We start from the raw sequence: 24,012 nt of genomic DNA on the forward strand, positions 1-24,012 counted from the left end.
AAATCACGAAATCATATAATAAGCGTTAGCCCCTTGCTGTTGAAATTTAAAATTTAAAATCTAAAATTCTTAGAGCTGTGTCGACTACACGTTTAGGGAGAATGTCAACCATGCATTTCTGCCAGGTGGATTGTTTACATTTACCGTGACCGTCTTTGGTGCAGGGGCGGCAGGGAAGATCGACTTCGATGACTTCGGACTGTTTGCCCGTGGGATAACCGAAAGCCGTTGGACCCATCAAGGCGATGGCTTTCGTGTGGAATAGGTCTGCGGCATGAAGGAAGCCGGTATCCCCGCTGATCACGAGATTGGATTGTTTCACGAGATAACAAGATTCCAAAAGGCTGGTTTTACCTGCCAGGTTATTGACTCTTTCGGGAGCGATGGCCTTGATCGTTTCGCAGAACGTGTCGGTCGGACCTGCCAGAATGATAAAACGATAGTCGGGCATAAGCTGTATTACTTGTTGCCAATTACTGACCGGCCAGCGTTTCATTTCCCAGTTGGCGGAAGGGACGAGCGTGATTGTCTTTGGGGTAAGTGTGCGACGAAATCTTTCCTCATACTCTGCCGGGAAATTCCAATCGCTGTAATCGGATTCAAAATTCGTGATGCCCCACGTGGCTAATGGTTTCTGGTAAGAAACGATACCCCGGAACGGTTTGTCGAACTTATTTATCCGTAGATTGAAAAGCAGGAATCGTTTCCAGCGATCCTTGTGGCGTAGTGTGTAGTGTGGCCCTCTTGGGAAAAGATGGTAAAAGGGCGGGAGTAACACGGCTTTCAAGATGTTGGAGCGGATGTTGCTATGAGCGTCATAGATATAATCAAATTTTTCGGCTTTCAGTTGACGGGCCATTTGTAGTAAACCTTTGAATCCCGTTTTCTTATCGAATCCCCACACCCGGTCGATGCGTTTGTCCATGTTGAGAAAAGAACCCATATCTTTTCGGGCAATCCAGTGGATTTCGGCATCGGGGAAATGGTTCTTTATACCGTTTACGACATTCATACATTGGATGATGTCTCCGATGGAACTGAACCTGATAATGAGAAATTTAGCCATATCTAAAACGAATTTGCAACAAAAGTAATAAAAATGTCGTTTATCTATCGTAAAAAGAACTATTTTCGTGCTCAGATCATAAAAAGTAATATCATGAAGAAACATATACCCAATCTGATTACCTGTATGAATGTTACGTCCGGCACGGTGGCTATTTATGCCGCTTTTCACGGCTATTTGTATCTTGCTGCTTGGCTCGTGATTCTGGCAATGGTGTTTGATTTCTTTGACGGTTTCGCTGCTCGATTGTTGCACGTGAAGTCGGAAATGGGCAAGGAACTGGATTCCTTGGCCGACATGGTTAGTTTCGGGGTAATGCCTTCCGTGATGGCTTTTTTCCTGATTCGCGATCTGGGGTATGGTGGTGGAGAGTTGTTCGCTGCGAATCCCTGGCAGGGGACGTTTATGTACGTGCCGTTTCTGGTTCCGGCTTTTTCGGCTTATCGTTTGGCTAAATTCAATCTGGATGTGCGGCAAACTCATTCGTTTATCGGTTTGCCAACCCCGTCGAATGCTTTGTTTTGGGTGATGCTGGTATTTACCCGTTATCATCAGGAAGAATTTTTCATGGCGATGTGGGGCAAACCGTGGCTGTTGGCTCTTTTTGCCTTGGTGCTGGCGATCTTGCTGATCAGTGAAATCCCGATGTTCTCGTTGAAATTGATCAACTTCTCATGGAACGGGAATGCTCTCTTGTATTGTTTTTTGGGGGCTGTAATAATCGGTTTTGTCATTTGGGGTGTGAAAGCATTATCCTGTATGATCCCCGTTTATATATTGATCTCTTGTTATGATTTCAAGAAGAAATGGAACTGGAGGTTCTGGGGGGTACTCGTGCTACTCTTCCTGTTATTGAAATGGGCAGCCTTGTTTATTGTCTTTCCGGCTTACTTGATTGTGCTTGTCGTGAAACTGACGGCTCGGGCAGATCAATAATCGGGTCATAATCCACAAAATCGTATGTAGGAGAGATCACGGCTGGATTCTCCACGAGGATTGTTTTGTTTTTTATCGGGGAGGGTTGCATGTTTGTCATATTCGTCACCCCGTCTCCTTGGAATATATCCTGTTGGGAAATCACCACGATTCCGGTCACAACGGCTGCCGACAAACCGAATTTGAATAAACGGGTAACCAGATTACCGGATTCGGTGTTAATCACCTCTTCTTGGGTTTTGCGAGCCTTCTTCCCGTTGACAGTTACCAAAGGCAGGGTTTCCATACCAATCACGTCCGGTAAGAAGTTATGGTTTTTGGATTCAAAAAGAATATTAAACCGACGGTCGACCGAGAAAGTCCCGATTGTTCCGAAATCCACTTTTTGTTTCTGATTCAGACGTACCTTGACCTCTTCACAGAATAGAGCCAAACGTCGTTGCGCTTTTTCGTAATCAACCTGTTCTTTACGTGCGATCCAATCGATCAAGAGACCGTCATTTTGTTTCAGATACTTGTTGAACACGACTTTTTTAGACGGGGGAACGATGATCCCCGTTTTCTCGTTGATGCTTGCGGACGTGTAGTCGCAAATGAACCCTCCGAATCCCGGAACGATCACGCAATCATGCAAATAGAGCAATTCTTCGATGTGTTCAACATATTTATTCATGCCACAAAGGTAAGAAAAAACGTAAGGTTGTCAAACTGATTTTAGGCATTTCGGATTATTATTATTTACTTTGTTGTGTCTATTGCAGACACTCAGAATGTTATAAATTGAGATAAAATTATGGGCGTATGAAAATTTTTGTGACAGGAGGTACTGGGTATATAGGTTCCCACACGGTGGTCGAACTCCAGAAGAATGGGTATGATGTAATTATTGCTGACAATCTAGTGAATTCGAGTTTGGATGTACTAGACGGGATAGAAAAGATCACGGGAATTCGTCCCGAGTTCGAGGAGATAGACCTTACCGATCGGGAGGTTACACGGGATTTTTTTGCTCGCCATTCGGATCTTCGGGCCGTGATTCATTTTGCCGCTTTGAAGGCCGTGGGAGAGTCGGTGAACAAGCCTTTGGAGTACTATTTCAATAATTTGAACTCTTTGATGAACGTGTTGACTTGTATGCGGGAATTCAAGGTGCCGAATTTGGTGTTTTCTTCTTCTTGCACGGTGTACGGGCAAGCCGATGTGTTGCCGGTAACGGAAAAAACACCTCGTCATGAGGCTGAATCTCCTTATGGGAACACGAAAGTGATGAGTGAAGATATTATTCGGGATCTGATGCGGGTGGAGCCGGACATGAAGGCGTTGGCTTTGCGTTATTTTAACCCGATCGGGGCTCATCCGACAGCGTTTATCGGGGAGTTGCCCAATGGAGTGCCCAATAATTTGATTCCTTACTTGACACAAACGGCTATTGGGATTCGGGAGCAGTTGAGCGTGTTTGGTGACGATTATAACACGCCAGACGGTTCTCCATTACGGGATTATATTGACGTGGTAGACTTGGCTAAAGCGCATGTGGTGGCCATTCATCGGTTGTTGGAAGGGAAGAATAAAAAGAATTACGAGTTTTTCAATATCGGTACGGGGAAAGCCCTTTCCGTGTTGGAAATTATTCATGCCTTCGAGCGTGCAACCGGGGTGAAAGTGAATTACAAGATCGTGGGACGTCGTGCCGGGGATATAGAGAAAGTCTGGGCCGATACAACTTTAGCTAATAATGAACTGGGATGGAAAGCGGTCACACCCATCGAGGAGACGCTGGCGAATGCTTGGAAATGGCAGCAAACACTAAATAAGTAAAAAAAGGTGGGATTTCCCACCTTTTTTAGTCTATTCAACGGTTACGGATTTAGCCAAGTTTCTCGGCATATCCACGTTGCAACCTCGCATTACAGCAATGTGATAGGAAATGAGTTGTAACGGGATCACGTTCAGAAGCGGTGACAGATATTCCAGCGTTTCGGGGATTTCGATCACGTGTTCTGCCAGTTTTTTTACCTGTGTATCGTTATCGTTGACAAGAGCGATCACGTGTCCTTTCCGGGATTGGATCTCTTTGATATTGGAAACGATCTTATCGTAATAATTGTCATTCGTGGCAATGGCAAAAACCGGCATATTCTCGTCGATCAATGCGATCGGGCCGTGTTTCATTTCTGCTGCCGGGTAACCTTCCGCGTGGATGTAAGAAATCTCTTTCAGTTTTAACGCACCTTCCAGGGCAACCGGGAATTGACAACCTCTTCCCAGGTAAATAGCGTTCGTGGAGTCTTTGTAAATGGCTGCAATCTCTTTGATCTTGTCATTCTTTTCCAAAATCGCTTTTACTTTGTCCGGTAAATTATATAATTCTTGGATATACTTTTTGTACAGTTCGTCGGATAATGTCCCCTTGCGGTGGCCGATCTGTAAGGCCATCATGACCAACACGGATATTTGAGCCGTGAAAGCTTTCGTGGAGGCAACCCCGATTTCCGGGCCGGCATGCGTGTAAACTCCTGCATCGGTTTCCCGGGCGATGCTTGATCCCACGACATTACAAATGCCGATAACCGTAGCCCCGTGTGCCTTTGCATACTTGATGGCCGCCAGCGTGTCGGCTGTCTCGCCACTCTGTGAAATAGCAATAACAATATCGTTGGCGTCCACGATCGGGTTGCGATATCTGAATTCCGACGCGTATTCCACTTCTACCGGGATACGGGTGAATTCTTCAAAGATATATTCGCCTACCGTTCCGGCGTGCCATGACGTTCCGCAACCGATAATGATGATGCGGTGGGCATTGACCATCTTCGGGATAATCTCGGAGATACCTCCCAGATAGATTTCCGAAGCCTCGGCATTCACGCGTCCGCGGATCGTGTCGTATATTGAATTTACCTGCTCGAAAATCTCTTTCAGCATAAAGTGTGGAAAACCGCCTTTCTCGATCTTCTCGATGTCGATATCCACCTGCTGGATGCTTAATGAAACAGGGGTGTTCTTGATCGTTTTCAAAACCATCTCGTCTCTCTTCAAGATGGCAACATCGTCATCATTCAAATAGATCACGTTTTTCGTGTATTCCACGATAGGTGTAGCATCCGAGGCTACGAAATATTCGCTTTGTCCCACGCCGATCACGAGAGGACTACCTTTCCTCGCCACCACGAGCTGGTCCGGTTCGTTCTTGCATAAAACAACCAGTCCGTATGCCCCGATAACCTTGGTTAAAGCCAGACGCACGGCATTCTCTGCATTGACTTGGCCTTTCGTGTAAATATACTCGATCAGGTTTGCCAGCACTTCCGTGTCGGTTTCACTTTGGAACGTATAGCCTCTGGCCTGCAATTTTTCCTTTAATAGAGCGTGATTCTCGATAATACCGTTGTGGACGATGGAAAAAAGACCGTTCATGGAAGTATGGGGATGCGCGTTCGTGTCATTGGGTTCCCCGTGAGTGGCCCAGCGTGTATGCCCCATGCCGATCGTGGCACTGGTGTCTTCCAGTTCCATGTGATGTTCCAGGTCTTGTACCCTTCCCTTGCACTTGTAAACTTGGATGTTATTATTATGGATCAACGCGATTCCGGCAGAGTCATATCCCCGGTATTCCAGGCGTTTCAGACCGTTAATTAAGATCGGACAGGCTTCTTTGGGCCCGATGTATCCTACAATACCACACATAAATGTTATGTTTTAATGATTTATATTAAATGAAAACAAGCGGCATAACAACCATTGCCGCTTGTTTATATAATTATTCAATAATCTTGTCGAAAAAATCGGAATAAGCCTCGATGTAACTTTGCTCGCCCGGGTATTCCAAGGTGGGCTTCTTTAGATCGGAGGCGAAGGTACGGAGTTCATCGTCCACGTCTTTGTGGTTGAAAATGATTCCGTCGGCATATTGGAAAGCCAATTTATTGATGTTCGTGTGTGTCGGGTCTTTTAAAAGTGTCACATCTTTTCGGGAAACTCCTTCCGTGATCGCTTTTTCCCCGAACTTTTCGTCCAGCTTTCCGTCGAATTTGTCATTATAGGTAGAGAATACCACTTTCGTTTTGGAGAAAACAGGGTCATCATGATATTCCTTTTTCAGGTAAAGGGGAACCAGCGCGGTGAACCATCCTTGGCAATAAATCAAGTCGGGAGCCCATCTGAGTTTGCGCACGGTTTCGAATACTCCCCGGGCAAAAAAAATAGATCTTTCGTCATTGTCCGGAAAAAAATTTCCTTCCTCGTCGGAGATCGTGTACTTACGTTGAAAATAATCCTCATTGTCGATGAAATAAACTTGCATTCGTGCAGCTTGGATCGAGGCAACCTTGATAATTAACGGATGATCCGTGTCGTTGATGATCAAGTTCATCCCCGAAAGGCGAATTACCTCGTGAAGTTGATTCCGTCTTTCATTGATGCAGCCGTAACGGGGCATGAATGTTCTAATCTCTTTACCTTTGTCTTGTATCCCTTGAGGTAGAAATCTTCCAATATTTGCCATCTCTGATTCCGGCAGATAAGGAACTATCTCTTGAGAAATGAATAAAACTCTTTTTTTAGCCATAACTACTACTTTTCCCAAAAACCTTACAAAGATAGGCATTTTGGTTCAGATTTCAAAACTAGTTCGAAATAAACCTCTCTCGAAATAAACCACTTGAATCTTAAAAACGATGCGGGGTGTAGAATTTTTGACTAAAAATTTTGCGTTTATGATAGATTTGTATAACATTGCGAAACTCTTTTTAGGCTGTAAATTAGGGGGAGACTGTACTATGGCGTGGCATAACAAACTGGGTGAATACGGAGAAGAAAAGGTGAACCGGTATCTTTTGGATATGGGTTACACGATTCTGGAACGAAACTGGCGGGTGGGACATCGGGAACTGGATTTTGTGTGTCTTGACGGGGAGGTATTGGTCGTGGTGGAGGTGAAAACCCGGGAGAGTGACAACGTATCACTTTTTGATTTGCTGGATTACAAGAAGAGGAGAAATTTGCAAGCTGCGGGAGCTGCTTATTTGACGAAAAAGAACATTCACCGGGAAATACGATTCGATTTGGTTGTGGTCACCGGTGTAGAAATGCATCTGGAATATATAAAAGAAGCCATTGATTTGTTTTAAAGAACCGGGTGGCTTTTGTCGTGTGTGGTGTGGTAGGAATATGAAAAACCACCCGGCATAAGAAAAGTGTCAATAGGGATACTTGTGTATTATCAAAAATTGTGCTAGAAATTCGGGTTCCTGCAAAAAGTATCAAATTTTCTTTCATATGGATGATTTTGTACGAAATTTACTATCTTTGAAAAGTAAAACATAAAAGAAAAAGGATATGGCAACAGTAAAAGCAAAATATTTAGGAGATTTGCGTTTGGAGTGTACGCATTTACAGAGTGGTACGAAGATTATCACGGATGCACCGACAGATAACAACGGGAAAGGTGAGGCTTTTTCTCCGACCGATTTGTGTTCCACGTCACTGGCTGCTTGTGCCATGACAATCATGGGAATCTATGCTAAAAATAACGGTATCGATCTGACGGGAGCTGAGATCGAAATAACCAAGAAAATGGCGGCAGAACCTCGTCGTATTGCCGAGATCGACGTGATCTTTAACATGCCGGCCAAAGGCTATTCGGAGAAAGATAAAAAGATTCTCGAACGTGTGGCACACACCTGTCCCGTGCATTTGAGCTTACACCCGGATGTGAAACAAAACTTTGTGTTTAATTGGCAGTAATGGTAACCGGGGCTACCGGTTTCCTAGGTAGCCACTTGCTGTGTCATTTGGCACGATGCGGTGAGACAATCATCGCGTTAAAAAGAGATAAGAGCCACGTTGAAGAAACGGAGGCTCTCTTTTCGTATTATTCCGATTCGCCGGAAGAGGCCGTGTCCCGGGTGACTTGGGTGGTCGGGGATGTGCTGGATGGGGAATCCGTGACCCCGTTTGTGGAAAAAGTGGACACCGTTTATCATTGTGCAGCCCTGGTTTCTTTCAATGGCGGAGACCGGAATACGTTACTGGAAACGAATATCAAGGGAACGGAAAATATCTGTAAGATTTGTTTGGAACGTGGGGTACGCCTATGTTTTGTGAGTTCGATTGCCGCATTGGGGGATGCTCCCGACGAGCGTGTCGTGATTGACGAGAATACGCCGGAAATTCCGGGGTCGATTCACTCGCTTTATTCCGGCAGTAAGGGAGAATCGGAAAAGATTGTCTGGAAATATGTCCGTCAAGGATTGGATGCCGTGATCGTGAATCCGGCTATCATTTTGGGAGCGGGGTTACGGGGACGAAGTAGTGTCAAATTGTTTGAACAGGCAAGCAAGGGAATGCCTTTTTACACGGAAGGCATGAATGGATACGTGGACGTGCGGGATGTTTGTGAACTGATGATCCGTTTGGCTAAAGATCGTGGCGTTCGGGGAGAGCGTTTCGTGTTGTGCGGGGGAAATTATTCTTATCGGGAGTTGTTCACCGTGATTGCCCGTGTCGTGGGTAAACGTCCGCCTTGTATCCGGATGACCCCGTGGATGACGGGTTTGGCTTGGCGTTTGCTGGCTTTCGTGGCTCTATTCACGGGAAAGAAACCGGCCTTCACGAAGGAAACGGCTCGTTCGTCTCAACATAAATCCCGTTATTCCAGCGCGAAAGTATTGTCTCTTTTTCCCGATTTCCATTTTCATACGCTTGAAGAGACGGCCCGTTTTTTCAAAGATATGTAATAACTCCTTTAAAGGAAGTTGTCGAGCAATTGATCGAAGATTTGTGATATCAATGGATAATTTATTAAATTCGCGTTCGATTATAATTTAGATATATATATGAGCGACAATTCCCTATTAGAGAAATTAGAAACATTTTATATCCGTTTCCGCGAGATCGGACAGTTGATAACCGACCCGGAGGTGATACAGGACATGAATCGTTTTGTGAAGTTGAATAAAGAGTATCGCGATCTGGAACAGATCGTGGAGGCGGGAGACGAGTTGAAACGTGCGGTGAGTTCTTACGATGAGGCACAGGAAATATTGAACACGGAGACCGATAAGGAGCTAAAAGAAATGGCAGAGATGGAGATTGAGGAGCTGGGTGCCAAGATCCCCGAATTGGAGTCGAAGGTGAAAATGTTGTTGGTTCCTGCCGATCCGGAGGATTCGAAGAACGTGATTCTTGAAATTCGTGCCGGAACCGGGGGAGACGAGGCCAGTCTTTTCGCCGGGGATTTGTTCCGTATGTATACGAAATTCTGTGAATCCAAACGTTGGAAAATAGAAGTAACCAATTATAGTGAAGGAACTTCCGGGGGATACAAGGAAATCGTCGCAAACATCACGGGAGATGGTGTCTACGGGATTATGAAATACGAGTCGGGAGTACATCGCGTGCAGCGCGTCCCGGCGACAGAGACTCAAGGACGGGTGCATACCTCTGCGGCCACGGTGGCCGTACTGCCGGAGGCAGAAGAGGTGGATGTCGTGTTGAATCCGGCAGATATTCGGAAAGATACCTATTGTTCTTCCGGTCCTGGAGGGCAATCTGTGAACACGACCTACTCCGCTATCCGTTTGACGCATATTCCCACGGGTATAGTGGTGACTTGTCAGGACGAGAAATCGCAGTTGAAGAACTTGGCGAAAGCAATGACCGAGTTGCGGTCTCGTATCTACGCGATCGAGCATCAGAAATATTTGGATGAAATAGCTTCAAAACGGAAAACGATGGTTTCCACGGGTGACCGTTCTGCCAAGATTCGTACCTACAATTATCCGCAAGGACGTGTGACCGATCATCGTATCAATCTGACGCTTTATAACTTGGCTGCCGTTATGGATGGCGAGTTGGGTGAGATTATCGAGAAATTGCAGATCGAGGAGAACACGGAGAAATTGAAGGAGAGCGGATTCTAAAGATAAAAGTTAAAAACTAAAAGATAAAAGTTAGAGGGTATGACTTATAACGAGTTATTTGAACAGGTAAAAAAGAAAAAGTCCTTCCTTTGCGTGGGCTTGGATTCAGATATAAAGAAATTGCCTCAACACCTGATGGGAGCGGAGGACCCCGTGTACGAATTTAATAAAGCTATCGTGGATGCAACGGCCGACGTGGCAATTGCCTATAAGCCCAATATTGCGTTTTACGAGAGTAATGGGGTAGCCGGTTGGATCACGTTGGAGAAAACGGTGAAATACATCAAATCAAAATATCCCGAAATCTTCTTGATTGCCGATGCTAAACGCGGGGACATCGGGAATACGTCCGAGATGTACGCCCGTGCTTTCCTGGAGACGATGGAATTTGATTCTATCACGGTGGCTCCTTACATGGGAGAGGATTCCGTGACCCCGTTCCTGAAATATGAGGGCAAATGGGTGATCCTGTTGGCATTGACCTCTAATAAAGGTGCTTTTGATTTCCAATTCTTTGAGGAGAATGGCGTGAAATTGTATGAACGGGTTTTGCGTAAATCTCAGGAGTGGGGGAATGACCAGAATATGATGTATGTCGTGGGGGCCACGAAAGCGGAAATGTTGAGCGGTATCCGTGAGATCGTTCCGAATCACTTCTTGCTGGTTCCGGGAGTGGGAGCGCAAGGTGGTAGTTTGGAAGAGGTCGCTAAATACGGTATGAACTCTCATTGCGGGTTAATCGTGAATTCTTCTCGCGGGATCATCTTTGCGGACAAGACCGAGAATTTTGCCGTGAGAGCGAGAGAAGAGGCCGTGAAATTGCAACAACAAATGGCGGAATTGCTTGTTGCCAAAGGAGTGATTTAAGAGAAATAGATTGCAATATAGAGAAGGTGTGTCGTTAGGCGACACACCTTTTTGATTTATAAAAGGATAGTTTGAAACGTGAATGAATGAAAAATTCAGTTGTACGATTTCAACGTACGACTGAAATAACCTTTGTTTGATTTAAAGTGTCAATGACAAAGAAGTTCGGTTTATAAATCATGTTTACAAGTTTAAGGCGTGCCGGATGAAAACGGCCAGTCCGTTATCTTCATCCGCGGGCATGTTGTCGAATTGATCCCGTAGAGGTTGCGAGGCATTGGACACGATGAACGGGTGGCCGCAGCGTTTGAGAAAATCAAGGTCGTTATAATCATTCCCGAGTCCGGCGCATTCATCGTAATGAATACCTAGCTGATCAAGGAGCAACTGGCAAGACGTACCTTTATTGACATCGGGAGCGAAAACTTCGGTCCAGATGGCTTGATTGTCGATGGGGGACGTGGAACGGATCACGGAATAGGTTGATAATTTTTGTTGAATATCCCCGTGAAGTTGGAGTTGTTTCGCGTCTAGGATAACAAGAAATTGAGTGGCCCCGTCCCGTATCTCGTCAATTGAAGAGATGGGTGTTCCCAATCCGGGATAATTTTCGATGCGACGTCGGAAATCTTCGTGAAGAGAGGAGATATTCCGGTAATAGAAATGATGGTTGTCGGGAATTCTTTGCTGTATGGTAAAATTTATATCGTATTTCCAGAGGTGGGTAGCAATGTCTAGTGTCTCTTCGGCCGATAATTCCCGGGTGAGAAGAATCTCTTTGTCTCCCCAGCGCATGATGCCAGCTCCGGAGGAAAATACCATGTAATCCACCGGAAGGCCTTCGGGTAGCGTGTTGTTGAGAGAGAACACGGAGCGTCCCGTGGCTAGGATGCGAACCACGCCTTGTCGTCCCGCTTCTTCCAGCGCTTCCCGGTTCTCCTCGCTTATTTGGTGCCAATTGCGAGGAAGAGTAGTCCCGTCCAGATCGATAATAATAGCTTTAATCATGATTAATTAATTTCTTGATTTTAGATTTAGGATTTTGGATGAAGAGGTTTTCACCTGTTAAACGACGTTTTTTCAATCATAAGTCCTCTTCGTAAATCGTAAATGACCAGCTTCTTTTCATTCTAAATTCTAAACTTTAAATTCTAAATTTCTTCATTTGTTTCAACGAGTTCATACTTGTAATAAGGCAGAGGTTCGTTGAGGTAGTGGAGTACTTTTTCCTGATTCATGCCGTCAAGGGGATTGTGGGCGTAACCGAAGGTGGCTTTAATACCCATATTGATGAAGTGTACGGCTCGGTCGAGGGCTTCCGGGAGACTGTCTCCATTGAGCATGCACCCCGTGATCACGCTGGCGAAAGCGTCGCCCGTGCCGGGATACGAGGCCGGGATGTAGTCACATAGTACCCGCCAGGTCCGGTGATCCAAGCGGTTATAAGCGAGGGTGGCCACGTTTTGGGCGTTACCTCCGGGAGCGGAGGTGATAATCACGTGTTCCGGACCGAGCTCGCTCAACTGTTTGCACCATTGTATTGCGGTTTCCACGGAAATCTCCAGTCGCGGGTTATACCCGAGCAGAAAGGCCGCTTCTGTCAAGTTGGGGGTGATCACTTTGGCTTGGGAACAGAGTTTCCGCATTCCTTCCACCATGTCGGGTGTCATGCTGGAATATAATTCCCCGTGGTCTCCCAGTACGGGATCAACGAGGATGAAATTTTGATCATTTTTGAAGTGTGCGAAAAAATCACTGACGATGCCCATTTGTTTCACGGAAGCCAGGTATCCCGTGTAGATGGCGTCAAATTGGAGTTGCAACTCTTTCCAATGAGCGATAAAACTTTCCATGTAATCAGTCAGATCCAGCGAGCGAAAATCCTTGTATTCGCTATGGGCGGATAGTATGGCAGTGGGAAGGGGGCAAACCTGGAATCCCATGTGTGTAAGTATGGGGATAGCCACGGTCAATGAAGCTCTTCCGTAGCCAGACAGGTCGTGAATGGCGGCAATTTTCTTCATGATTAAGCGTTTTCTTTATTTCCCAAAGGTAATAAAATTTATTTCAGTGGAACATACGGCAAGGTGAACCAGAAGGTGGAACCTTTACCTTCCTCTGAATCAACGCCTATCTTGCCGCCTAGCTTCGTGATAATCGTTTCGCTGATGGCTAATCCCAATCCCGTTCCTTGGACAAAATTGTTCAGTTTAATAAAGCGATCGAACACCTTCTCTCTTTTATCGGGTGCAATTCCACAACCCGTGTCTGACACGTAAAAATAAAGCGTGCCGGGTGACGAGAGTCTGTAACCTAGTTTTATGCTCCCTTGATGGGTAAATTTGATGGCATTCGTGATGAAGTTGTTTATAACTTGGAATACACGGTTGCGTTCGGTTCTGATGATACATCGCGGCAAACGTTCTTCCACGCTGAACGTGACATTGGGATGAATCATTTTAAGCTGGGTTGTCTGGGCAATTTCTTCTATGAGACTATTTATATTTACTTCCGAAAACACGAACTCCAACGTTCCCGCTTCAATTTTAGCGAGGTCGAGAATATCGTTGATTAATTGTAGTAGTAAATTGTTGTTGTTTTTTATAATCTGAATGTATTCCTGTCTTTCGGCTTCATCTTCAGTTATGGCAAGAATCTCGGAAAAACCTACGATCGAGTTGAGTGGGGTGCGGATTTCATGACTCATGTTTGCCAGAAATGCAGATTTCAAACGGTTGCTTTCTTCTGCTTGTTCTTTAGCTTGTAATAGTTTTTGTTCCATTTGTTTGCGTTCCGTGATCACGACGCTTGACCCGATGATGGTTTTCGGTTTTCCCGTACTGTCGTACTCGTAAACGGTTCCTTGCTTGTTGACCCACTCGTATTCCCAGTCGTTGTACCAGTGTACGAGGTATTCCTCGTGAAACTCCTTGCGTTTACCTGCTAAAAGTTCACGGAATATGTCACGCATATGTTCGCGGTAATCGGGGTGTATGGAATTGATATATTTTTCGACTTTACAGTAATATTTGCCGTTGATGGCAAAAAGAGCATCTTCGTGATGATGGATGTCGTAATCACAGGAGAAGGTTTGCGATGGGACGTCGCAAGTCCACGGGAGAACGTGTGCCAGGCTGAGAACGGAGGAAAGCGAGGAGTTCGTGATTTCCAGTTTCTCTTTGGCATCCCTCAATGAAGTTTCCAGTCTTTTGTAATCATCGATGGAGCTGCAGGTTCCGATTAGCCTGTTCATATTTTTATAAGTTTCCTCTTCTTTTTGTAAGGCATTAATTTCGAACCATTTGTAGTTTTTATGATATTTGAAATCAGCCCGAAAGGTGAATCTTATCTGGAACACTTTACCGCGAATAAGGTCGTTGAATTCTTTCTCTACATGTTTTCGGTCATCCGGGTGAATGGCGTTATAGAATTTGATCATGGGTATTTTTAAGTCCCATTCGAGGGTTTCTCTGTAAATACCCTTTAACTGCAGGGAGTTGGTTATAAACACTTGCTCCTTGATATCGTACATCCAGAGGGCATGCTTCGTGATGTTTAGGGCGAGAATCAACTTCTTGGTAAGGGATTTGATTTTTTCTTGTTGCCTTTGCATGTCACTTATATCCTGAGTGGTACACACGAGCCAATTCATATTGTCTTCCGTGAAAAGATGTTTGGTGATTAGCAGCGAGTGTTCTTGACCGTCGGCAAAAATGAATTTCTCGATTCCTTGATAGGATTTTTTTCCCAAGGCTAGTTGTCGGTCGAATTCTTGCATCTGTCGGGCCCGTTCTTTACTGGCGATCATCTCCTCCGTCTGTCCGATCATCTCTTCGGTGGTACGCCCGAATATGCCTGATCGTTCACTCCAGAATATATAACGTTCCGTGTTCATATCTTTGATTGAAATAGGAAACTCGATACTTTCAAGTACCCGGTTCAAAAAGAGTTGTAATTTTTCTGTCTCTGTTTTTCTCAACGTGTAATCGGTGATATCCCGCATGAAAGCGATCACTTGATTGTTCGGGAGGAGGGCCGTGTGAACATCAAAAAAGTACTTCGTATTTCTTACCGGGAGATAGATGTCAAAATATTGGGGCTTCTTTTCCTCTCGTGTTCTTTGGAGTTGTTCTTGAAAATAGTTTTTACTTTCCGGTTCTTCAATGAGTTCTTCCAGTGTTTTACCGATCATCTCTTCCGGGGGGTAAGGGATATGTTCGATGATGGGGTTAAGCAAGCTGAGTAGATGATACGACTCATCAAAGAAAACCATCATGTTGGGGGCTGCGGCTAGTATAGCCTCTTGCATTTCTGCGGAAATATTTGCTCCGAAAGTTGAAAGATATTCTGACATATATAATGCTATTTTGTGAGTCTTTTATCCGTGTGTATGAAATTTTTCAAATGTACGTTTTTTTATTTACTAGTCATGTATATACATTGTTTATTTTTATGAGTACGCGTATTATAAAATTAAGCATGGGTGTGTTTTATAGGGGGTGTGTCTTGTAATAAACATGTTTTTGTTGAATTTGCATCAAAAAATATGGGGGTATGTGCATAAAATTAGCATTATTTTGTATATTTGCCCCTGTAAAAACAGGGTTCACTTCTTTAAATATAAATTTATGGCAAAATTTAGATTCTTAGCTTTACAAGAGATTGCCCGTCGTAAACCCGTGGAGTGCGGGGAACGTCCCAGGTGTTCTGTCGTGTTTGGAGAAAACGTGTTTTCAATGGACAAAATGCGCCACTACCTTTCCATCGAAGCTTACAAAAGATTGGAAAAGACCATGTCTGAAGGATTGGCAATCGATCGTGGGTTAGCCGATCAAGTGGCAGCCGCGATGAAAGCTTGGGCTGTTGAACGGGGAGTTACTCACTACACACACTGGTTTCATCCCTTGAACGGTGCTACGGCTGAGAAACATGATTCTTTTATTGATTTGCTGCCGGATGGCGGCGTGATCGAATCATTTGACGGACGGTTACTGGTTCAACAGGAACCCGATGCGTCCAGTTTCCCGAACGGGGGAATTCGCAACACCTTCGAGGCTCGCGGCTACACGGCTTGGGACCCGGCTTCCCCGGCTTTTATTAATAACCGCACGTTGTGTATTCCCACGGTATTCGTGGCTTATACGGGAGAAGCACTTGACTTCAAGACGCCTATGTTGAAGGCGTTGGCAATGATCGACCGGGCTGCCGTGGATATTTGCCAGTATTTCGATAAAGACGTGCAGCGAGTGATAGCCACGTTGGGATGGGAGCAGGAATATTTCCTGGTGGATGAGGCTCTGTACAATGCCCGTCCCGACCTGAAATTGTGCGGTCGTACGCTGATGGGGCATTCTTCCGCGAAAGATCAACAGCTGGAGGATCAGTATTTCGGTTCCATCCCGGCGCGGGTGACGGCATTCATGGAGGAATTGGAATACGAATGTCATTGCCTGGGAATCCCGATCAAGACCCGTCATAACGAGGTGGCTCCCAATCAATTCGAATGTGCTCCCATTTTCGAAGAGGCGAATCTGGCCGTCGATCATAATCAATTGTTGATGTCCACGATGAAAAAAGTGGCCCGTCGTCATAATTTCCGGGTGTTGTTGCACGAGAAACCTTACAAAGGTGTGAACGGCTCGGGAAAACACAACAACTGGTCGTTGTTGACCAACACGGGAGTGAACCTATTATCGCCGGGCAAGAATCCGAAGTCAAACATGCAGTTCTTGATCTTCTTGGTATCGACGATCAAGGCCGTGTATGAACATGGTGATTTACTGAAAGCATCGATCGTCTCTCAAGGAAACGAGGCCCGGTTGGGAGGAGACGAGGCCCCACCGGTGATCATGTCCGTGTTCCTGGGGAATTACTTGTCGGGAATGCTTGACGAGTTGGTGGAGAAAGTGAGCGACCGGAAGATGAGCCCGGACGAGAAAACCGAGTTGAAATTGAACGTGGGTAAAATCCCTGAGATCATGTTGGATAACACGGATCGCAACCGAACCTCGCCTTTTGCCTTTACCGGAAATCGTTTTGAATTCCGTGCAGTGGGGTCGTCAGCCAATTGCGGAGGACCGATGATCGCGTTGAATGCCGCTGTTGCCGAGCAGTTGATCGCCTTTAAAAAAGAAACGGATACCTTAATCGAGAAAGGCGTCAAGAAAGACGAGGCCATTTTCCAGGTATTGCGTAAATACATCATCGAGTCCAAACCCGTGCGTTTCGAGGGGAACGGTTACAGCAAGGAATGGCGGGAAGAGGCTGCCCGTCGGGGATTGTCCACGGAGGTGGATTGTATCCCGGCTTTAAAGGCTTATTGTTCGGAGAAGGCCAAACGGTTGTTCGTGGACAACGGGATATTGAGTGAACGGGAGCTGGAAGCGCGCTTCGAGATCAAGAATGAAATTTATTTGAAGAAGTTGCAAATTGAATCCCGTGTTTTGGGCGATCTCGTGTTGAATCACATTATCCCGACCGCGATCACTTACCAGAATACGCTGTTGACGAACGTGACGGCGCTGAAGAATATCCTGCCGGACTACGAGTCTGTGGCCGACGTGCAAATCGAGGCCATCCGCACGATTTCCCATCATATCCGGGAGATCCAGACGATGGTGTCGGATATGACGGAAGCTCGCAAACAAGCCAACGCGATTGCCGATGAAGTGGCACGGGCCGAGGAATACACGGAAAAGGTTCGTCCCTACCTGGAGAAGATCCGTTATCACGTGGATAAGCTGGAATTGCTCGTGGACGACGAGATCTGGCCGTTGCCGAAATACCGGGAACTGTTATTCTCCCGGTAGATGTTATACTTGGGTGTACTCGCTGGGTGAAAACCGGGCGAGTTCGCTATCTCCAAAAAATAAATAAAGATGTAGCGGTGTCCCTTCCGGTTGATCCCCGGAGGGGATTTCTATGGTTACGCCCTCGTCGCCCCTGCGAGCGGGAATGTCACGAAGCAGACAGGGAGAACGTCGTAGCGTGTCGTAGAAATATCCCACGAACACTTGATCCGAGGCGCTTGCTTTCGGGCAATCGATACCGTTTTCCCAGTGCAAGGTGACCGTCCACCCGTTACGTTCCGAACCGGTGATGACGGGAGCTTCTAGTGTTCCCACGGAAAAACGGAAAGTTTTGAATGCCCATACTCCTTTGCCCGGGAGTAGGCATCCTCCATTGGTTGAATGGAATAGAGAGTCGCTCTTGGAAACCCCTCTCTCCCGGGCCGCAATTCGCCATATGGGTAAATCCCCGATAGCCCGTTTGTAAATTTTCCACATTTTGCGGGCTTCCGTGAATCGGTCCGTGGTTTGTTTCTCTCCCTCTGTTCTGGATTTTCTGGGTCCCCGGCTGGATTTGCATTTCCGGGCTTTCCCCCCGTACAAGAAATAAGTATACCCGTCGGCTTTAACCGGGCCGTTTGCAAGTAAAGCTAAAAATAGAGGAGAGGTTATGTCCATGTCAATATTGATTTAGAAATGAATAATTGATGAATATCGGTGCAATAGTAGTAATAATATTTTGAATAAACAATATCTACACTTTATGAACCTTATATATAATAAGGTTCATATAAGGTTTCTATAAGGTATCTATAAGGTTCATGAAGGTATTAATTCGGTATTCATCAAAAAATGAAGATGAATTTTTATTTCAACTTTTATGCTAATTAGCTCTACTTTCAGATTAATTGTCGTATATTGCGGGTCTTAATTAAATAAAAGGATTATGGCGGAATTTGTGAACTCTATTGGTCAGGTGCGGGGAAAATTCGGAAACGTGGTTGCCTATGTGCGGGCTAACGGTAAGAATTATTGTAAAGGTGAGAGTATTTCTCGTAAGCCGAGTACGGAGTTGCAAAAGCAACGGGCTGCAGCGTTTGCTGTTGTGGTGAGTAAAAAAGGATGGATGGCTCGGGCGATTCGATTGGGATTTCCGGGAAATCAATACCCGAAAGGTTTTAACGGGTTCACGAGTGTGAACGTGACAACGGCGGTGACGGTTGAAAAGATTAATCCCATGAAGCCGATTGCCCGCTATAAGAAGGCTACCCAGGAATACCGGGGTGTTATTGATTACTCGAAACTTCGCGTGGCGGCGGGTGCGCTTGTCAGCCCGGTAGTTGTTTGCGAGGTGGAGTCAGGGAACCGGAAGGTGCATTTTTCGCACCAAAGAAGGGTCGTGGAGGCTATAGACTGTTTCTTGGATGACGAGATTTATGGTGTACTTCTTCACGAATCGACGCATTCCTGTAAAGTGATGCGACTAGGAACGCGCGGGGAGGATTGGAACGAGAGCATGGATTTCCCGGAAAAGGCAGAAGAGGAGGGGCTGGTTGTCTATGTTTTTGCCCGTGCGGCAGATGGGAAGGATGCTTCTGATTCGGTGTGTTTAAAATGTAATGGGTAACTTGAAAATTGAAAAACTAGATAAAATGGTAAAGAAGGCGGTTATACAGGTTCGGGACACGATGATCCGGACGTTACAAGAAAATGGAATAGACTATATCTGTATCACGGATATTGCTCGTCAGAAGAATCCAGTTGAACCTAAAGATGTGGTGAAGAATTGGATGAGGGTAAAGAATACGTTGGAATATCTTGGCCTGTGGGAGAAATTGAATAATCTCAATTTTAAAGGGGTCGAATTCGACCCCCTTTTGAACGAGGCGGGAAACAATGCTTTCACGATGAGTCCGTCTCGTTGGGTGGAAACAACGGGAGCTATTGGTATTATCACGAAAAATGGAGCGGGAGGAGGTACATACGCCCAGAGGGATATCGCGTTTAAGTTTGCCAGTTGGGTTTCCGTGGAATTTGAATTATACTTGATCAAGGAATTCCAGCGTTTGAAAGAACAGGAGCAAGCTCAACTCGGTTGGTCGGCCAAACGGGAGCTTTCAAAAATCAACTACCATATCCACACGGACGCGATTAAGCAGAATCTGATCCCGGAGGAGCTTTCTCCGGCACGGGTTTCTCAAGTGTATGCCAATGAAGCCGACGTGTTGAATGTGGCCATGTTCGGGATGACGGCTTTCGAATGGCGGGAGGCACATCCGGATTTGAAAGGTAATATCCGGGATTATGCCACGATCAATGAATTGATCTGCCTTTCGAACATGGAAAACTTGAATGCCGTTTTTATCCAGGAAGGTATGGATCAACAAGAGCGTTTGTTGAAATTGAACCGGATTGCCATCCAGCAAATGAGAGTGTTGGCGGATATGGACGGACGGAAGTTGATGAAATAAAATAACGCCCGGAGGTTCCTCCGGGCGTTATGCTTGTTGTTTGAGTTTCTTTTAGAACATATAGTCCCACATCGGCAGTAGGATCGGTTTTTGATCTAGGGCTTTCAATGCCTTTTCTCCCAAGTATTTTTTGTGAATAACTACCCGGAAGATGTATTCGTCAAACCATCGGTCGGTGAAGGTGAGGTAACCGTTGTGTCCGGCTTGCGGGCCCCAGCTGTTCTCGAATTCCCATTTCGTGGGTTTGCCGTTCGCGTCAACATCCACGGCGATCAATGTCATGGCGTGAGCGGAACCGCTTTGACGGGTTAGGATACGGGTTTTCTTGTCCATGGAGAAGTCTACGCCCATCAACGAGTTGTAGTCGTACATTTCCGGGTCGAGAATTCCGGTTTCCCGGTTGAAGTATTTACCCACGTCGCTGGAGGTGTACATGGCCTCGTTGCCTTTGATGGAGGCGATGGCTGCTGCTTTGATGTCCTTGTTCGGCAGGTTCAGATATACCCAGTTGATGCCCTCGACCGTGTTTCGGTAATTTTGAATATCATATACTTTATAATATTCCCGCGTTGGGTCGTTCATGATCATGATGTAATTCTTCGGGCTGTAATCGGCTGGCGTGATCTCCTTGTAGAATTGTTGAGGAGTGTAGTTTGCCAGTTCCTTGATATCCCCGTTTTTGTCCTTGTATCTCCAGGTGAACGTGGTTGGCGGTTCTCCTAGGCAAAGAGCCAGGATGCGATAAATGTCTTTCAAAACAGACACTTTCTCTGCACGCAGTTCTTTGATTTTTTTGCCTTGAGCGGCCATTTCCCGGATGGTGTAGCCACCTTTGCGGAGACGCTCGTTGATCAATGATCCCATGGCGCTCGTGTTGTTCGAGTGGGCGGTTTCCGGCATAACTTCTTTGGGTACAACACCGTATTTTTCTCCCAGGTTGTAATAGAGGTTCCATACACCACCGTCACCCACGGGAGCTTGGAACATGAAGGTCACGTCCCGGTCGTCCATCGGTTTGTTGGCCGTGGCGATCATATTCTCTAAAAAGAGATTGGATTTCTCGAACATATCCCAGAAGTAAAGGTAGTTGTGAGAGAAGTCGAAGCCCGTGAGGTTGTATTTCTCGATGATGCTCGGACGTAACACGTTCATGGAGGTAAACATCCAGCAGCGTCCGGAGCTTTGCTGATCCGTGATACCTTGTACTTTTACCCGATATTTGAAATAGTGGTCTATTTTCCCTTGAATTTCCCGGTTGAGGGCGTTGTCCCGGATATTTTTGTCATTGGTCAACACGTTCTGAATGGCTTTCGTGGAGGCGTCTTTTTGAAAGCTTCCCTTGATGTCATTCAGTTCTTTTTCACCGATCGTTTGGGCGCATAGCGACGCACCGATGAATAGTAAAGAGCTTGTGAGTAGCGTGATTTTCATTTTTTTGGTATCCTCGTTTTTAATTAGATATGGATTACTTCGTCGTAAGCGGCCGCGGCAGCTTCCATCACAGCCTCGCTCATGGTCGGGTGCGGGTGAACCGTTTTGATGATGTCATGAGCGGTAGCTTTTACTTTGCGGGCAAGCACCATTTCGGCAATCATTTCGGTCACGTTCATTCCTACCATGTGGGCTCCCAGCAGGGTGTTGTCGGCAGCGTTGAAGATCAATTTGATGAATCCTTCGTTTGCCCCGGCTGCACTTGCTTTACCTGATGCCGTGAACGGGAATTTACCGATCTTGATTTCATAACCGGCTTCCAGTGCTTTTGCCTCGTTCAGACCAACGGATGCCACTTCCGGAGTCGTGTAGGTACACCCGGGGATGTTGGTGTAGTCGATCGGTTCCGTGTGGACACCCGCGATATGTTCCACGCAGCAGATGGCTTCGGCAGATGCCACGTGAGCCAGTGCCGGACCGTGAACGATGTCCCCGATAGCGTAAACACCTTCCACGTTCGTGCGGTAGTAGTCGTCCACTTTCACGCGACCTCTTTCCATTTCAATGTTCAATTCTTCCAAGCCGATGTTTTCCACGTTCGGGGAGATTCCCACGGCAGACAATACGATTTCAGCTTCGTGTACTTCGATCTCGCCTTTCTTGTTTTTGATGTTCACTTTCAACAGGCCTTCTCCGCTTTCCACGCTTTCCACGGAAGATTTTACCATCACGTCAATGCCGGCTTTCTTGAAGGAGCGACCCACTTGTTTGGATACTTCCTCGTCTTCAAGCGGCAGGATGGTCGGCATGAATTCAACCAGCAATACTTTGGTACCCATGGCATTGTAGAAGTATGCCAATTCAGAACCGATTGCACCGGAGCCTACCACGATCATGGATTCCGGTTTGTGGTCAAGGGTTAACGCCTGGCGGTAACCGATAATCCGCTTTCCATCTTGGGGAATGTTCGGTAACTGACGGGAACGTGCTCCCGTGGCTAAAACGATATGTTGAGCCTCGAAAATGGTTTTTTCTCCGGCGGCATTGGTTACTTCTACCGTTTTGTCCGCGGTTAACTTTCCATGGCCTTCAATCACGGTAATGTTGTTCTTTTTGAACAGGTACTGAATTCCTTTGCTCATTTTATCAGCAACCCCCCGGCTGCGAGCGATGATGGCATCGAAATCGGGTGTGGCATTTTCGATCTTTACCCCGTAGTCTGCGGCGTGATGGGCGTATTCCAGCACTTGTGCTGATTTGAGTAAGGATTTCGTGGGAATACATCCCCAGTTCAGGCAAATACCTCCCAGTTCGGCACGTTCTACAACAGCCACGCTCATTCCTAATTGAGCCCCACGAATAGCAGCCACGTATCCACCAGGACCACTACCAATCACGATTAAGTCGTATTTCATTTTATTTGTCATTTATAATGTGAATAATTATTACACTGAATCATTGGGACACAAAATTAGGGGATTTGTTTAGAATAGAAAATAAAATCGATTTTAGATTTTAAAAGGTTTCTCTTGCGTTTGCGTTAATGTAAGATAAATAATGTGTATAAACAAAGAATTTAATTGTGGTTGATAGGTAGTATCTCCTATTCAATTTTCATTTAATTCTTACTATAAAGGTATAAGAATAGAATTTAAATTTGAATAGAAAATAGAAATAGCATAAAAATTATGGTAATTATATACCATTTTGCAGTACATCAACGTAACTCTTGTTATTACACTCAAACTCCTCCGTTGTTACCTCCTCCAACTCCTTACACAAGGGGAAGAGTTGGTGTTTCTTCCCGAAGGGGGGGAAGGGAGTTCATTGGCTATAAGCCTGTATATAAATTCCAAATTATTAATACTAAGATTATAGTATAAATATTATTTCTTTTACATGGAATGACTGATTGTGTCGAGAGCTGTTCTTGAACGGAGTAGAAAATTTTTATAGATCAGCAAGTTGATCCGAGAAGTATGTTAATTGTATAAGTGTGATTTTTTATCTTATCTTTGTATAGAATGCTGAATTAATCAGATAGCTAAAAACAGAAAATTATGAAAAAAAAGGGGTTTAGGTCATTATTGTTTATTTGTTTAGGTTTGATTGCTACAATTGTATTTACTAGTGCGGTTATGATGGTTAGTCCTCCTGATCCTCCAGGAAGGCCTCAGGCGGTTGATGTTCAAAGAGATCGTTGTAAGATAAAGTATGCCGCACCCCGGTATGACGGTGGGTCGTCGATAACAGGATATATTATTGAGCGGAAGTATAAGTCATCAGATAATTGGTATAAAGTAAGTGGAAAAGATAATCCTACGGACCTTGAGTATACTATTGATGGTTTAGTTGAAGGTAGTGAGATGCAATTTCGTGTGCGTGCTGTCAATGCAGAAGGACTGAGTGATCCATCAAAGCCGAGTGATATGATAATGATAGAAGATCCGTTTGTGAAATAGAGTAATTATGAGGGAGTGTCTAACAAGTCAGTCTTTTAATGACTACCTTCCATAATCTCTCCTATAGGA

General features: G+C 45.5%; 21 protein-coding genes. 11 read left to right on the plus strand and 10 right to left on the minus strand.

The window, feature by feature from the left end; translation table 11 throughout:
• Nucleotides 1-46: 46 nt before the first annotated feature.
• Nucleotides 47-1,066, minus strand: coding sequence for a glycosyltransferase family 9 protein (locus tag D8S85_RS17945; RefSeq protein WP_106481677.1), 1,020 nt, complete (start codon nucleotides 1,064-1,066; stop codon nucleotides 47-49).
• Nucleotides 1,067-1,159: 93 nt separating this feature from the next.
• Between D8S85_RS17945 and pssA the strand changes: the two genes are divergently transcribed.
• Entirely contained in the window at nucleotides 1,160-2,002 is an 843-nt protein-coding gene (pssA, locus tag D8S85_RS17950; protein WP_106625162.1) for a CDP-diacylglycerol--serine O-phosphatidyltransferase, read from the plus strand.
• On the opposite strand, the gene D8S85_RS17955 is transcribed toward pssA, so the two are convergent.
• Nucleotides 1,938-2,675 carry an HU domain-containing protein gene (locus D8S85_RS17955; RefSeq protein ID WP_106481678.1) on the minus strand — a complete coding sequence of 246 codons (738 nt, stop codon included), beginning with the start codon at nucleotides 2,673-2,675 and terminating at the stop codon, nucleotides 1,938-1,940. The two genes, pssA and D8S85_RS17955, sit on opposite strands and share 65 nt — an antisense overlap.
• A 128-nt stretch (nucleotides 2,676-2,803) precedes the next feature.
• Here D8S85_RS17955 and galE point away from each other — a divergent pair, with 128 nt between their 5' ends.
• Nucleotides 2,804-3,820, plus strand: a complete 1,017-nt coding sequence (gene galE, locus D8S85_RS17960; RefSeq protein ID WP_106481679.1) for a UDP-glucose 4-epimerase GalE — start codon at nucleotides 2,804-2,806, stop codon at nucleotides 3,818-3,820.
• Between the two features lie 30 nt (nucleotides 3,821-3,850).
• On the opposite strand, the gene glmS is transcribed toward galE, so the two are convergent.
• Both glmS and D8S85_RS17970 read right to left on the minus strand, forming a co-directional pair.
• The gene (gene glmS / locus D8S85_RS17965) at nucleotides 3,851-5,689 is read right to left on the minus strand and encodes a glutamine--fructose-6-phosphate transaminase (isomerizing) (protein WP_106481680.1); all 1,839 of its coding nucleotides are present in this window, start codon (nucleotides 5,687-5,689) and stop codon (nucleotides 3,851-3,853) included.
• Between the two features lie 73 nt (nucleotides 5,690-5,762).
• Entirely contained in the window at nucleotides 5,763-6,569 is an 807-nt protein-coding gene (locus tag D8S85_RS17970; RefSeq protein WP_106625163.1) for a glycogen/starch synthase, read from the minus strand.
• 148 nt (nucleotides 6,570-6,717) lie between these two features.
• Here D8S85_RS17970 and D8S85_RS17975 point away from each other — a divergent pair, with 148 nt between their 5' ends.
• The 5 genes from D8S85_RS17975 to pyrF all read left to right on the plus strand — a co-directional run bounded on the left by D8S85_RS17975 (nucleotide 6,718) and on the right by pyrF (nucleotide 10,791).
• Nucleotides 6,718-7,131, plus strand: a complete 414-nt coding sequence (locus D8S85_RS17975) for a YraN family protein (protein WP_228423263.1) — start codon at nucleotides 6,718-6,720, stop codon at nucleotides 7,129-7,131.
• 208 nt (nucleotides 7,132-7,339) lie between these two features.
• Entirely contained in the window at nucleotides 7,340-7,747 is a 408-nt protein-coding gene (locus D8S85_RS17980) for an OsmC family protein (RefSeq protein ID WP_106481681.1), read from the plus strand.
• Nucleotides 7,747-8,739: an NAD-dependent epimerase/dehydratase family protein gene (locus D8S85_RS17985; protein WP_106481682.1), complete on the plus strand. Its 993-nt coding sequence runs from the start codon at nucleotides 7,747-7,749 to the stop codon at nucleotides 8,737-8,739. The genes D8S85_RS17980 and D8S85_RS17985 overlap by 1 nt, the downstream gene beginning before the upstream one ends.
• Nucleotides 8,740-8,838: 99 nt before the next feature.
• Nucleotides 8,839-9,924 (plus strand): peptide chain release factor 1, encoded by a 1,086-nt coding sequence (gene prfA, locus D8S85_RS17990; RefSeq protein ID WP_106481683.1) that lies wholly within the window; start codon nucleotides 8,839-8,841, stop codon nucleotides 9,922-9,924.
• A gap of 39 nt (nucleotides 9,925-9,963) precedes the next feature.
• Nucleotides 9,964-10,791, plus strand: coding sequence for an orotidine-5'-phosphate decarboxylase (pyrF, locus tag D8S85_RS17995; RefSeq protein ID WP_027201231.1), 828 nt, complete (start codon nucleotides 9,964-9,966; stop codon nucleotides 10,789-10,791).
• A 183-nt stretch (nucleotides 10,792-10,974) separates the two neighbouring features.
• On the opposite strand, the gene D8S85_RS18000 is transcribed toward pyrF, so the two are convergent.
• The 3 genes from D8S85_RS18000 to D8S85_RS18010 all read right to left on the minus strand — a co-directional run bounded on the left by D8S85_RS18000 (nucleotide 10,975) and on the right by D8S85_RS18010 (nucleotide 15,145).
• A complete protein-coding gene (locus D8S85_RS18000) occupies nucleotides 10,975-11,799 on the minus strand; it encodes an HAD family hydrolase (protein ID WP_106481684.1) in 825 nt (274 codons plus the stop codon).
• A 143-nt stretch (nucleotides 11,800-11,942) separates the two neighbouring features.
• The gene (locus D8S85_RS18005; protein ID WP_106481686.1) at nucleotides 11,943-12,815 is read right to left on the minus strand and encodes a pyridoxamine kinase; all 873 of its coding nucleotides are present in this window, start codon (nucleotides 12,813-12,815) and stop codon (nucleotides 11,943-11,945) included.
• Nucleotides 12,816-12,853: 38 nt separating this feature from the next.
• A complete protein-coding gene (locus tag D8S85_RS18010) occupies nucleotides 12,854-15,145 on the minus strand; it encodes an ATP-binding protein (protein ID WP_127075471.1) in 2,292 nt (763 codons plus the stop codon).
• Between the two features lie 274 nt (nucleotides 15,146-15,419).
• On the opposite strand from D8S85_RS18010, the gene D8S85_RS18015 reads away from it, so the two are divergent.
• Nucleotides 15,420-17,600 carry a glutamine synthetase III family protein gene (locus tag D8S85_RS18015; RefSeq protein ID WP_106625165.1) on the plus strand — a complete coding sequence of 727 codons (2,181 nt, stop codon included), beginning with the start codon at nucleotides 15,420-15,422 and terminating at the stop codon, nucleotides 17,598-17,600.
• 3 nt (nucleotides 17,601-17,603) lie between these two features.
• Here D8S85_RS18015 and D8S85_RS18020 read toward each other — a convergent pair whose 3' ends face one another.
• A complete protein-coding gene (locus D8S85_RS18020; RefSeq protein WP_228423264.1) occupies nucleotides 17,604-18,257 on the minus strand; it encodes a hypothetical protein in 654 nt (217 codons plus the stop codon).
• Between the two features lie 268 nt (nucleotides 18,258-18,525).
• Between D8S85_RS18020 and D8S85_RS18025 the strand changes: the two genes are divergently transcribed.
• Together D8S85_RS18025 and D8S85_RS18030 are read left to right on the plus strand one after the other, a co-directional pair.
• A complete protein-coding gene (locus D8S85_RS18025) occupies nucleotides 18,526-19,206 on the plus strand; it encodes a hypothetical protein (protein ID WP_106481690.1) in 681 nt (226 codons plus the stop codon).
• A 25-nt stretch (nucleotides 19,207-19,231) separates the two neighbouring features.
• Entirely contained in the window at nucleotides 19,232-20,050 is an 819-nt protein-coding gene (locus D8S85_RS18030) for a KilA-N domain-containing protein (RefSeq protein ID WP_106625167.1), read from the plus strand.
• A gap of 51 nt (nucleotides 20,051-20,101) precedes the next feature.
• Here the strand turns inward: D8S85_RS18030 and D8S85_RS18035 are convergent, their stop codons facing one another.
• Both D8S85_RS18035 and lpdA read right to left on the minus strand, forming a co-directional pair.
• Nucleotides 20,102-21,481 (minus strand): C1 family peptidase, encoded by a 1,380-nt coding sequence (locus D8S85_RS18035; protein WP_106481692.1) that lies wholly within the window; start codon nucleotides 21,479-21,481, stop codon nucleotides 20,102-20,104.
• Nucleotides 21,482-21,504: 23 nt separating this feature from the next.
• Nucleotides 21,505-22,896 carry a dihydrolipoyl dehydrogenase gene (gene lpdA / locus D8S85_RS18040; RefSeq protein WP_106481694.1) on the minus strand — a complete coding sequence of 464 codons (1,392 nt, stop codon included), beginning with the start codon at nucleotides 22,894-22,896 and terminating at the stop codon, nucleotides 21,505-21,507.
• Nucleotides 22,897-23,541: 645 nt separating this feature from the next.
• On the opposite strand from lpdA, the gene D8S85_RS18045 reads away from it, so the two are divergent.
• Nucleotides 23,542-23,943 (plus strand): fibronectin type III domain-containing protein, encoded by a 402-nt coding sequence (locus D8S85_RS18045; protein WP_106481696.1) that lies wholly within the window; start codon nucleotides 23,542-23,544, stop codon nucleotides 23,941-23,943.
• The last annotated feature ends 69 nt before the right edge of the window (nucleotides 23,944-24,012 follow it).

This window comes from Butyricimonas faecalis (genome assembly GCF_003991565.1).
Taxonomy (GTDB): domain Bacteria; phylum Bacteroidota; class Bacteroidia; order Bacteroidales; family Marinifilaceae; genus Butyricimonas; species Butyricimonas faecalis.